A 12484-nucleotide genomic window follows, 5' to 3' on the forward strand; every position below is an offset into this window, starting at 1 on the left:
TTTCGGCCAGACTAGGCCATGCCGGATCGCCGGTGCGCGCAAAACCTGTCGTTTGGCTTGCGCCCATACCGGACACTCCAATCGCCCAAATCTCAGCCCCGAAGCAGACGGCACGATGGGTGGAGGTCACGGTCCCGGACAGCGCCTCATTGCGCGGGGGCCCGATCCCGATTGATCATCCTCAGGGCACGGGGATGCCGCGCCGCCCGGGTGCGACCGGCCGGGCGGGATCGACCTGCCGTCGGCCGGCTGCCCGAGATCCGAATGCCCGCCCGATCAGGACGTAGAAGAGCGGCGTGACGAAGACCGCCAGCACGGTCGCCGTGACCATGCCGCCGAGCACGCCCGTCCCGATAGCCCGCTGGCTGTTCATGCTGGCCCCGGTCGCGACGGCGAGCGGCACGACGCCGAGAATGAAGGCAAACGAGGTCATCACGATGGGGCGGAAGCGCAGCTGGCACGCCTCCAGCGCCGCCTCCTTCACCGATACGCCTTTCGCCACGAGATCCTTGGCCACCTCGATGATGAGGATCGCGTTCTTCGCGGTCAGGCCGATCACCGTGATCAGGCCGACCTTGAAGTAGACGTCGTTCGGCATGTCGCGCATGAGCATCGCGAAGACCGCACCGACCACGCCGGTCGGTACCACGAGCAGCACGGCGAGGGGGATCGACCAGCTCTCGTAGAGCGCAGCGAGGCAGAGGAAGACGCAGACCAGGGCCAGCGCGAGCAGGTAGATGGCCTGGGACCCCGATAGCTTCTCCTGTAGCGACTGCCCGGTCCAGGCGAAGTCGAACCCCGGCGGGAGTTGCCCGGCGAGGCGTTCCATCTCGGCCATCGCGTCGCCACTGGCGTAGCCCGGCGCGGCACTGCCGGAGATCTTGATGCTCGGGTAGCCGTTGAAGCCCACGACCTGCGACGGTCCCATCGTCCACTCCACCCGGGCGAAGGATTGCAGCGGCACCATCTGCCCCTTGGCGTTGCGGACGTTCAGGTCGAGCAGGTCCTCCGCCTTCATGCGCCGGGACGCCTCGGCCTGGACGATGACCCGCTGCATGCGTGCCTGGTTCGGGAAGTCGTTGACGTAGGCCGAGCCGAGGCTCGTCGAGAGCGCGTCGTTGATGTCGGCGAAAGTCACGCCGAGCGCATTCGCCTTCTGCCGGTCGAGGATAAGCTCGATCTGCGGTGCGGTCGGCAGGCCCTCGACGTAGACGCCCTGCAGGATCGGGCTCCGGCTCGCCGCCTTCAGCAACTGGTCGCGCGCGGCCGCCAGCGCCGCATGACCCTGCTGGCCCTTGTCCTGGAGGCGGAAGGCGAAGCCGCTGGAATTGCCCAGCGAGTCGATGGCCGGCGGCGACAGCGACATGGCGATGGCGTCGGGCAGGCCGCCGAGGGCGGCGTTGGCGCGGGCCGTGATGGCGTCGGCGCCGTCGTCCGGCCCGCGCTCGCCCCAGGGCTTCAGTCCGACGAAGTTGAGGGCCGCGTTCTGTCCCTGGCCCGAGAAGCCGAATCCGAGAAGTAGCGTCTGGCTGTCGATGCCGGGCTCTTTGGCGAAGTGCTCCTCGATCCGCTTGGCCACGTCGAGGGTGCGGCCGGTGGCCGATTCCGGCGGCGTCTGCGCGTCGACGATGACGTAGCCCTGGTCCTCGATGGGCAGGAAGCTTCCCGGCATGCGCAGGTAGCCCCAACCGAGGGCGGCGACGAGGAGGGCGTAGACGAGCAGCGCCCGCACGGGCCGGCGCAGCACGCTAGCCACACCCGACCGATAGGCTTCCGTGCCGGAGCGGAAGCGGCGGTCGAACCAGCCGAAGAAGCCGCGCTTGTCGTGGCCGTGACCCTTCTCGACGGGCTTCAGCAGCGTGGCGCAGAGGGCGGGTGTCAGGGACAGGGCCAGGAAGGCCGAGAAGGCGATGGAGGTCGCCATGCTCACGGCGAACTGCCGGTAGATGACCCCGACCGAGCCCGGGAAGAAGGCGAGCGGCACGAAGACGGCGATCAGAACCGCGGTGATGCCGACGATGGCGCCGGTGATCTGGCCCATGGCTTTCCGGGTCGCCTCCCGCGGCGGCAGTCCCTCCTCGGCCATGATGCGCTCGACGTTCTCGACCACGACGATGGCGTCGTCGACGAGGATGCCGATGGCCAGCACCATGCCGAACATGGTCAGCACGTTGATCGAGAAACCGGCGACGAGCAGCACGCCGCAGGTGCCGAGCAACGCCACCGGCACGACGATGGTCGGGATGAGCGTGTAGCGGACGTTCTGCAGGAACAGGAACATCACGGCGAAGACGAGCGCCATGGCCTCGGCGAGCGTCACCAGCACCTTCCTGATCGACGCCTCGACAAACGGCGTGGTGTCGTAGGGCACCGTCACCCGCACGTTTGCCGGCAGGGTCCGCTGCAGCTGGGCGAGCTTCGCCCGCACGCCGGTGGCGGCGGCGAGTGCGTTGGCGCCCGGGGCGAGCTGGATGCCGATGCCGGCGGCGGGTCGCCCGTCGAGGCGGGTCTGCATCGCGTAGGACTGGCCGCCGAGTTCGACCTCGGCCACGTCGCGCAGGCGCACGAGCGAGCCGTCGGGGTTGGCGCGCAGCACGATCTCCCCGAACTCGGCGGGCGTGGTGAGTTGCCCCTTCACCAGCACGTTGGCGGCGATGCGCTGGTCCGGCGTCGCCGGCTGCGCGCCAACGATGCCGGAGGCGACCTGCGCGTTCTGCGCGCCGACGGCGGCCGTCACGTCACTTGGCGTCATCCCGAACCCGACGAGCTTGACCGGGTCGATCCAGATCCGCAGCGCCTTCTCGGACGAGAACAGGGTGGCGCGGCCGACGCCCGGCACCCGCCGCAACTCGCCGAGCAGGCGGCGGGCGGCGATGTCGCCGAGGTCGGTCTCGCTGAGGGAACCGTCCTTGGAGGAGACGGTGACGAACTGGAGGAAGCTGGTGCTGGCCTCCTCGACGGTGACGCCCTGCTGGGTCACCGCCCGGGGCAGGCGCGCCTCGATACGCTTGATCCGGTTCTGCACCGCCACGGTGGCCTTCGACGGGTCCGAGCCCGGCGCGAAGGAGGCCGTGATCTGCGCCATGCCGGAGGTGTCGCTGGTGCTCTCGAAATACATCAGCCCCGGGATGCCGTTGAGCTCCTCCTCGATGATGCGGGTGACGCCGTCGTAGAGCCGCTCGGGCGGGGCGCCCGGGTAGGTCGCGGTCACCTGGATCGTGACCGGGGCCACGTCCGGGTATTGCGAGACCGGCAGGGCGGCGATGGAGATCGCGCCCACCAGCATGATGAAGATGGAGATCGCCCAGGCGAAGATCGGGCGCGCGATGAAGAAGCGGCTCATGTCGGTTCGATCCCGGCGACGTCAGGGCTTGGTGGCGGCGGCCGTCCGGGCGGTCTGCCAAGGCATGGGGTTCACCGCCATGCCGGGCTGCAGCCTCTGAAAGCCCTCGACCACGACGGTGTCCCCGGCCCTGAGGCCCTCCTCGACGATCCAGCCGGAGTCCGTCAGCGCCCCCGCCCTGACGGGGCGCAGGGCGGCCGTCCTGTCCTCACCGACGACGTAGACCTGCGCGACGCCGGCGCTGCTACGCTGGATGGCCTGGGCCGGGACGATGACCGCGCCCGGCAATTCCCCCTGCGCGACGCGGACGCGGACGTAGGTGCCCGGCAGCAGGGCGACCTTCGGGTTGGGGAAGCTGGCCCGCAGCGAGACCTGCCCGGTGCCGGGGTCGACGCTCACATCCGTGAACAGCAGACGCCCGGCGTCGGGGTGGAGCGAGCCGTCCGGCAGGACCAGGCGTACCTTCGTCTCCCCCTGTCCCGGACCGAGGCCGGCGAGCCGCCCGGCGTCGGCGGCGGAAGCGTTGAAGTCGGCGAAGATCGGGTCGACCTGCTGGATCAGCGCGAGCTTCGTCGCTTCGCCCTGGCCCACGAGGGCGCCCTCCGTGACCATGGCCCGGCCGATGCGGCCGGCGAGGGGCGCGCGGACGGTCGCGTAGTCGAGGTCGATCCGGGCCCGGGCGAGTTGCGCCTTCGCGCTCGCGACGTCGGCCTCGGCCTGCCGCAGGGCGGCGGTGGTGATGTCGTGCTGGGCGGTGCTGGCCGCCTGGCGCTCCAGCAGCGTCTCGGTGCGCTCCGATTGCCGCAGCGCCTGCACCCGCGTGGCCTCGGCCCGGTCGAGGGCGGCGGACTTGGCATCGACCTCGGCTCGGTACACGGCGGGGTCGATGCGGAACAGGACGTCGCCCTTCCTGACGAGGCTACCTTCCTCGAAGGCGCGCTCCTGGATGATGCCGGCGACCTGAGCCCTGACCTCGGCGACCCGCGTCGAGGCCAGGCGCCCCGGCAGGTCGAGGGTGCGCGGCACCGTCGCCGCCTCGGCCGTGACGGTCGAGACATCGGGGGCCGGACCCGCGATTCCGGAACCGCCTGCCGCCTGGCCGTCCGCCGCCGGCTTGCAGCCTTGCAGGATGAGGGCGACCGCGAGGGCGAGGGCCGGCATCCGCCGCATGTGTGTGCTCGGAGACATGGAATCCGTCCGTGGGTCGAGTCCGTCAGGCCGCCTTGCGCACGAGGCGCGCGTAGGCGCCGTCGCGGGCGAGCAGGGCTTCGTGCGTCCCGCACTCGACCACCGTCCCCCGGTCGAGCACGACGATCTGGTCGGCGCGGCGCACGGTCGAGAGGCGGTGGGCGATGGTGATGGTCGTACGGGGCTTGGCCGGGCGGGCGAGGGCCTCGACCATCGCCCGTTCCGTCGCTGTATCGAGGGCGCTCGTCGCCTCGTCGAGCAGCAGCACGCGCGGGTCGCGCAGGATCGTCCGGGCCAGCGAGAGGCGCTGCCTCTCGCCGCCCGAGAAGCGGTGACCCCGCTCGCCCACGGCGGTGTCGTACCCGTCGGGGAGCGCCGCGATCAGGTCGTGCAGTTGGGCGATGCGCGCCGCCTCGACCATCTCGGCCACCGTCGCCTCGGGCCGGGCGAACAGCAGGTTCTCCGCGACGCTGGCATGGAGGAGGAACGGGTCCTGCGTCACCACACCGAGGATGTCGGAGAGCGAACGCGCGCTCAGGTCACGCACGTCGACGCCGTCATAGAGCACGGCGCCCGCGTCGACGTCGTAGAGGCGTGCCAGGAGATAGCCGAGGGTCGACTTGCCCGAGCCGGTCGCGCCGACGATGGCGGTGTGCGAACCGGCAGGGATGTCCACCGTGACGCCGCGGAGCGTGGCGGGTCCCGACCGGTCGTAGGAAAACGTCACGCCGTCGAGGCGCACGTGGCCGGTGACCTGCGCGGGTTCGAGGATGACGGGATCGGGCCGCTCGGTGATCCCGGCCGGCTTGTCGAGGTACTCGAAGATGCGCGCGAACAGCGCCCGCGTCTTCCGGACCTCGACGCCCGTGCGCAGCACCTCCTCCAGCGGGAACAGCATCTGCTCCTGAAGCGCAATCATGGCGACGAGCGTGCCGACCGTCATGGCCGTCCCGGCGTTCATCATCCAGCCGCCGAGGAACAGGGTCAGGGCCGGCAGGGCCTGCAGAACGAGATCGATGACCGACCACTGCCACTGGCCCGCGGTGTGCGAGCGGACCTCCAGGGTCGCCACCTCGCGCGAGGCCCGCGCGAAACGCTGCGCCAGGTGCGGCGAGCGCCCCATCGTGCGGGCGAGGACGATGCCCGAGACCGACAGGGACTCCTGCACCGCCGCGGTCATCTCGGCGATCCGCTCCTGCTGCGCGTAGGTGGTCTCCTCACGCATCCGACCGACGCGGTTGCTGATCCAGGTCGCCAACGGCAGAACCAGGAACGAGAACAGGGCAAGCCGCCACTCCAGCAAGAGCATGGCGGCCGCGGTCATCGCGACCGCGCTGGCGTTGCGCGTCGCTTCGCCCGCGGTGTGCGTGACCAGCGCCTGGAGGGCGCCGATGTCGCTCGCGATGCGCGCCTGGATGTCCCCGCCCCGGGTCGCCGTGAAGAAGCCGAGCGGCAGCGACTGGAGGTGGGCGTACACGCGGACCCGGAGGTCGTGCATCAGCGCCTGCCCGACCTTCGCGGTGACGAGGGCTTGGAGCACGCCGATGCCGGCTGCCAGCGCGGCGAGGCCGACGAGGCTCCCCGCGAGCAGCCCGAGCAGGCGCACGTCGCCCCGCGGCAGCGCGACGTCGATGATCTCCCGGAGCAGGAACGGGGCGGCGAGCCCCGCCGCCGTCGCGAGCGCGATCAGCCCGAGGACGAGCGCGATCCGGCCCGCGTAGGGGCGGAACAGGCCGAGGACGCGCCCAGCGGAAACGTGCCGGGCGGCCAGGTCGCCGTATCCCGTGAGGTCATCCGGCCCGTCCGTCCCGTGGACGGGGGCGAATCCGTGCATCGAAGTCGATCCCATCGCTCAGCCCCTGTCCCCGCCCGAGGCTGGCTTCGGTTCGGCCAGGGTCATCGCGATGAGCCGTGCGCGGAGCGCGCCGAGTTCCGGCACCGGGTCGGTCGGCTTCTCGCGCACGAGGTAGGCGATCCATGCGCCGTCGGCGGCGAGCCGGACGAACTCCAGGTCGGCATCCCCGTCGGTGTCCCGGTGGCGGTGCAGGCGTTCCGCGAACCAGTCCGACACCATCCGGCGCAAAGTGGGCTCGGCGAGAATCGAGATGTGTAGGGCAGCCCACTGGCCGCCCTCGGTGATCATCGGGTCGTGCAGGGTGATGTCGACGTAAGCCCGCGTGTACCGCCCGTACGGACGAGGATCCTTCGCCATGGCGGCGTCGATATCTGCGTCAAGCTGCGCGATGAGGTCGGCGACGACGCCCTCGACCAGCGCCTGCTTGCTTGGGAAGTGGTGGAACAGCGCCCCCTTGGTCACGCCGGCGGCGTGGCTGACCGCCTGCACCGTGACGGCGGCCAAGCCCTGTTCCAACGCGAGCTTGGCGGCGCAATCGAGGAGCGTCCGCCGGACGAGCTCTGGCTGCTTCTTGCGGTTGTAGGCGGTCGCCATGCCCCCTCCTTGACGCACGGCAAATCGGCGCCGCCTCAAAGATACCTACCCAACGGTATCTTTCAAGTCGAGTGCTCCATCGAGTGCTTCCCAAGGCTTCCCCCTCGGCGAGCGAGCCTGCCGATGTTCGCAATGCGTGACGTGACGAGGAGTTTTTAAAGCCCACCCGACTGCATCCAGCCGGTACCTTCTGGCGTCCGGAAGCCGCCGAGTGGCTCGGATCGGCCATTTTTTGGCGCGTCAGGTTTTCTGACAAGCTGCGCGGTAGCTGCCGGAGCAGATGAGCCAGAGGACGCAGTCAACTGCCTCCTGGGGCTGTGTCGCCTGTCGGTTCTAGCCTGTCGCTCGCTGTTGCAGCAGCGGTCCTCGTGAGGGGGGGGACGGGATGCTGACGCAGTCCATCATAGGTATGGCACGGCGGCGCTGGCAGGCTGAGCGGCCGTTCGAGGGGCACACCAAGGCAAGCATACAGCGGAAGCTCAAAAGCCCGGCCGTGCGCAATACCGTTAGGGAGCAGGTGCACCAAAAACTGATGCTTCGCGAGCGGGAGCCGATTTCCACGTAGCGCGTCCTGGTCCGCGCTGCTCTTCGGCGTCCGTGTCCGCTTTCGAAACTAAAACATAATGATCCAAGCGGCCGGGTCGGGTTGGGTCGGGAGCGAGAGGACGGCTTGAGGTGATTTCCTGTCTGTCCGCTTCCGCTCGAAGATGAGGCGGAAGCGGACGTTCAAGGATTCGGTCGGCCTCTTACGTGCTCGCGACGAGAGGCTGGTCTCAGGCGGCACGCACGGTTGCGAGGAAGCGGCTGACCTCGGCGCCGAGATACTCGGATTGCCGCGACAGCTCTGAGGCCGCCGACAGGACCTGCGAGGCCGCCGCCCCCGTCTCCTCCGACGCCTGCGCTACGCCGGCGATGTTGCCCGTCACCTCGTTGGTGCCGGTCGAGGCCTGCGCGACGTTGCGCACGATCTCCTGGGTCGCCGCACCCTGCTCCTCGACGGCGGCGGCGATCGAGGTGGCGACGCCGCTGATCTCGCGGATCCGCCCGGTGATGCCCGCGATCGACGTGACCGCCTGGCCGGTCGAAGCCTGGATCTGGGCGATCTGCCCCGAGATCTCGTGCGTGGCCCTGGCGGTCTGCTCGGCCAGCGCCTTCACCTCGGAGGCGACCACCGCGAAGCCCTTACCCGCAGCCCCGGCTCGCGCCGCCTCGATGGTGGCGTTGAGGGCGAGAAGATTGGTCTGGCCGGCGATGTTCGAGATCAGGCCGACGACGTCGCCGATGCGGGAGACGGCGGCGCTGAGTTCCTGGACGCGCAGGCCGGTCTGATCGGCCTCGCTCACCGCGAGATGGGCGAGGCTGGCCGACCCCTGCACCTGGCGGGCGATCTCCTGCACCGACGAGCCGAGTTCCTCGGCCGCCGCCGCCACCGTGCTGACGTTGGAGGCGGCCTCCTCGGCCGCCGCCGCCACGGTCGTCGACTGGCTGGCGGTCTCGGTGGCCGTGGCGGTCATCGCCTGCGCGGTCGCCTGCAGCTCGGTCGCGGAGGACGACACCGTGCCGATGATCCCGCCGACCGCGGCCTCGAAGCCGTCGGCCATCTGCCGCATGCCGGCCTTGCGCTGCTCTTCGGCGGCCAGGCGCGCCTGCGCGGTCTCCTCTTCGAGCCGGCGCGTGCGGATCAGGTTGTCCTTGAACACCTGAACGGCCGCCGCCATCGCGCCGATCTCGTCGCGGCGCGCGCGGTGGGGCACCGCGCCGCTCGTGTCGCCCGCGGCGAGGATCGTCATCGTGCCGGTCATCGCCTGGATCGGGCGGGACACGCGCAGCAGCACGAAGGCGGTCGCGCCGCAGGCCGCCAGCACGCTCAGCACAATCGAGAGATAAGCCGTCACGGTCGCGGAATCCGTCGCCGCCATGGCGCTGTCCGCATCCGCGCGCGCGCCGCGCTCGTTCAGGGCGACATCCTTGACCAGGGTGTCGCGCGCGGCGTTGTAGAGGTCGATGTTGGCCGGGTCGGCCATGAGCCGGGCACCGTCGGCGCTCTGGCCCGCCTCCGCCAGGCGCGCCGCCTCGCGGCCGACGGTCTGGTAGCGCTCCCAGGTGGCGCCGAACGCGTCGTAGAGAGCCCGCTCCTCGGCGGACGAGATCAGGGGCTCGTAGGCCGTCCGGGCGGCCGCGAGCGCCACGACGGCCTCATCGATCTGCCGCGCGTTCTCGGCCCGCTGCTCGGGGCTGCCGGACAGGGTCAGCGTCCGCAACTGCTTGATGCGCACGTCCGCGGCCGCGGCGCGGATGTTGGTGATCGCCACGACGGAGGGGAGCCAGTTCGTGGCGACGCCCGTGACGTTGGCCCGGATGCCCGAGAGCGTCAGAGTCGTGAGGACGGCTTGGCCTGCGCACAGGAGCGCGAGGAGGCCGAAGGCGGCGAGGAGTGACGCTTTGACTGTCAGGTGAAGGCGCATGATCCGGTCCTGTACGGGGCACCCCGCACGGCCGCCCAGCGCCTGCCGGAGTGGAGGCGGTGACGCGGCCACACGGGCAAGATGGGGGAGCCTGGATCGGCTTCCCGCCCTCACAGGCAGCCCACCAAGCAACCTGCTCTTCGCCGGGAGAGCCTTAATATTTATATTCGAACCGGCTATAGGTTGCTTCTTCGGCGATCAACCAATGGTGATTGACCCCGTCAATGTCCTGCACTCAGATCTTATTAGATCCATCAGAAGTTGTTACCCTTGGAGCCGCGAATCGACGTGCAACCGTCATCCGATCGGCGCTCGTGCGCGTTTAGGGGATGAAGCTGCACCTTAGCGTCGAAGCAGTCGGTCATGTGCCGGCATCAAGCGTCCGCTTGAGGAGTGCCTGACCGGCAGCTTGAATGCCTCCACTGGGCCGTAAGCGGGAGGGCCTCTCAGGATGGGTTCGGGACGATCCGCTCCCCGTTCTGTCTGGGGCGTAAGCGGACGCCCTTCAGACGTGCGCGGTTTATCGCGTCGGCCGAACGGCAGCGCGGGCGGTTGCACGGAAGCGTGCAACCGCGTCACCGACAGACTTGGACCGGCGCGACAGCACCGAGTCTGCCGACAGGATGGCCTGCCGCCGACCTCGTTTCTTCCGACGCCTGCGCGCCGTCAGCGATGGTGTGGAGCGCAGCATCCCTGCCGGGTGAGGCCTGCGCGACGCAAGGCATCAACGGGCAGTCAATGCGGCCGGCATGTCTTCCCTGATCCTCAGCCCGAACCGATTGGCAAAGATGTCAGCCGGCATCGGCTTGCCGAACAGATAACCCTGTCCCTCTTGGCAGCCCTTCGTCCGCAGGCGCGTGTACTCCGCCTCGGTCTCGATTCCTTCGGCGATCACGTCCAGCTTGAAGCCGTGGCCAAGCTGCAGGATCGCCCGCACGATCGTCATGTCCTGATGCGATGCCAGCTTTCCCGTGACGAATGAGCGGTCGATTTTTAAGCGTGTCAGCGGGAAGCGCTTCAGCAGGCTGAGGGAGGCGTAGCCGGTGCCGTAATCGTCGAAGGCGATGCCGACCCCGACCTCGCGGAGGTTGCGCAGCGCGACGACCAGTTGCGCGTCGTGGCGCAGCACGATGTTCTCTGTAATTTCCAGTTCAAGACCGTCTGCCTGCAGTCCGCTTTCGGCCAGAGCGACTTGAACCGTCTCGGCGAGGTCCCCGCGCTGCACCTGGGCACTGCATAGGTTCACGCCGATCCGGAAGCGTGCGGCGCCCGCTGCGCGCCACGCCACGGCCTGTCGGCAAGCGGTACGCAGCACCCAGTCACCGACTTGTGCGGCGTAGCGACTCTTGTCCAACACGTCCAGAAACGCCCCGGGCGCGAGGAGGCCGCGCTCGGGATGCTGCCAGCGGATCAGCGCCTCGGCACCGGTCAATGCTCCGTCCCGCATGCGTACCTGCGGCTGATAGAACAGCACGAACTCGTCATTCTCCACGGCACGGCCGAGCTCGTCCCGCAGCGTACGCGTGCGCTGGGCCCGCTCTCGGAGCATGGGGGCGAACAACCTGTAGCAATGTCGCCCCTCGCTCTTAGCTTGGTACAAAGCAAGATCCGCACAGGAGAGGAGATCGTCGGCATTCTCGCCATGGGCCGGCGCGAGGGCGATGCCGACGCTCGTACCGACCCGGAGGGTCTGCCCCGCGTGCTCGAACGGCTCCGCGACCGCCGTGATGATCGCTTCGGCGACCGCGGCCGCACGCAGAGGATCCCCGATGTCAGGCATGATGAGCACGAACTCGTCACCGCCCAGCCGGGAGACCGTGTCGATGGGGCGCACGCAGGACAGCAAGCGTGCAGCCATCGCCTTGAGGGCGGCGTCGCCCGTGGCATGCCCGTGGCTGTCGTTGATCTCCTTGAAGCCGTCGAGGTCGAACATCAGCACGGAGACGGCCCGCATGGCCGTGACGATCTCGGTCAACCGCTCGCGCAGCACGGCCCGGTTGGGCAGTTCGGTCAGGGGATCCAGATGGGCGAGGCGGAACAGGCGCTCCTCGTTGGCGCGCCGCTCGCGAATGTCGCGGATGATCGCGCCGAAAGCGGGTTGTCCCTGCTCCTCCCAGCGCGACAGCGACAGCTCGATCGGGAATTCAGTCCCGTCGCGGTGCCGCGCGGGCAACTCGACGGTCTTGCCGAGGAGACGGGGGTTCACCGCCGGCGGCGATCCGGTGCAGACCGCCGTCATGGCCCCTGCGCATGCGCTCGGGCACGACCAGATCGATCGATTGCCCGACCGCCTCGGTGGCACAGTAGCCGAACAAGCCTTCGGCGGCATCGTTCCAGAAGGTGATATGGCCCGCAGCGTCCGCGCAGACGATGCCGTTCGGCGAGGTGGATGCAATCTGGAGGAAGCGCGCGTGACTTGCCCGCTCGGCAACCTGCAGCCGTCGCAGTTCCATGCGGTCGAGGGCGAGGTCCGCCAGATTCCGCAGGATCGTCTGATCCGCGGCGGAGAAGCCGTGATGTGGCCGCGTATCGACGAGACACAATGTGCCGACGGCGTGGCCCGACGGTGCGACGAGCGGGATCCCGGCGTAGAAGCGAATATATGGCGGTCCTATAACCAGCGGATTGTCGCAAAAGCGTGGGTCGAGGGTGGCATCGAGGACAACGAGAGTGTCGCGCTGCGCGATGGTATGGGAGCAGAACGCGACCTCCCGGTCCGTCTCACACAGGTCAAGGCCGACCTTGGCGTGAAAGATCTGCCGGTTGCGGTCGACCAGTGAAACAAAGGCGGTAGGGACGTCGAACAGGCGGGTGGCCAAGCTGACGATCTGCGTGAAGGCAGGTGCCGGCACCGTATCGACGAGATCATACGCGGCGAGTGCTGCCACGCGGTCGTCTTCTTCGATGAGGACAGGTGGCCTCATAATGGTTTCCGAGTGTGTGTTCGTCTGTTTCTAATTTAAAATTGTTAAAAAAATACCTAAGGTAGGCAGCGCCGAGAGTGTCGCGGACGCTGTAGCGGTCGCAGAATTGCCTCCA

General features: G+C 68.9%; 7 protein-coding genes. All 7 read right to left on the reverse strand.

From position 1 onward, the window contains the following. Window positions 1–181: 181 nt before the first annotated feature. The 7 genes from PQI07_RS21035 to PQI07_RS21065 all read right to left on the reverse strand — a co-directional run bounded on the left by PQI07_RS21035 (window position 182) and on the right by PQI07_RS21065 (window position 12369). A complete protein-coding gene (locus PQI07_RS21035) occupies window positions 182–3343 on the reverse strand; it encodes an efflux RND transporter permease subunit (RefSeq protein WP_274927327.1) in 3162 nt (1053 codons plus the stop codon). 21 nt (window positions 3344–3364) lie between these two features. After that, the gene (locus PQI07_RS21040) at window positions 3365–4531 is read right to left on the reverse strand and encodes an efflux RND transporter periplasmic adaptor subunit (RefSeq protein WP_274927328.1); all 1167 of its coding nucleotides are present in this window, start codon (window positions 4529–4531) and stop codon (window positions 3365–3367) included. A 25-nt stretch (window positions 4532–4556) separates the two neighbouring features. Next, window positions 4557–6365, reverse strand: a complete 1809-nt coding sequence (locus PQI07_RS21045) for an ABC transporter ATP-binding protein (protein WP_274927329.1) — start codon at window positions 6363–6365, stop codon at window positions 4557–4559. Window positions 6366–6383: 18 nt separating this feature from the next. Continuing rightward, entirely contained in the window at window positions 6384–6980 is a 597-nt protein-coding gene (locus PQI07_RS21050; protein WP_043757309.1) for a TetR/AcrR family transcriptional regulator, read from the reverse strand. Between the two features lie 773 nt (window positions 6981–7753). Further along, the gene (locus PQI07_RS21055; RefSeq protein WP_274927330.1) at window positions 7754–9445 is read right to left on the reverse strand and encodes a methyl-accepting chemotaxis protein; all 1692 of its coding nucleotides are present in this window, start codon (window positions 9443–9445) and stop codon (window positions 7754–7756) included. 724 nt (window positions 9446–10169) lie between these two features. Beyond that, window positions 10170–11651, reverse strand: a complete 1482-nt coding sequence (locus tag PQI07_RS21060; protein ID WP_274927331.1) for a putative bifunctional diguanylate cyclase/phosphodiesterase — start codon at window positions 11649–11651, stop codon at window positions 10170–10172. After that, entirely contained in the window at window positions 11590–12369 is a 780-nt protein-coding gene (locus PQI07_RS21065) for a GAF domain-containing protein (RefSeq protein ID WP_274927332.1), read from the reverse strand. The genes PQI07_RS21060 and PQI07_RS21065 overlap by 62 nt, the downstream gene beginning before the upstream one ends. Window positions 12370–12484 lie beyond the last annotated feature (115 nt).

Origin of the sequence: Methylobacterium sp. 092160098-2, assembly GCF_028920805.1 — a bacterium.
GTDB classification, from domain to species: Bacteria; Pseudomonadota; Alphaproteobacteria; order Rhizobiales; family Beijerinckiaceae; genus Methylobacterium; species Methylobacterium fujisawaense.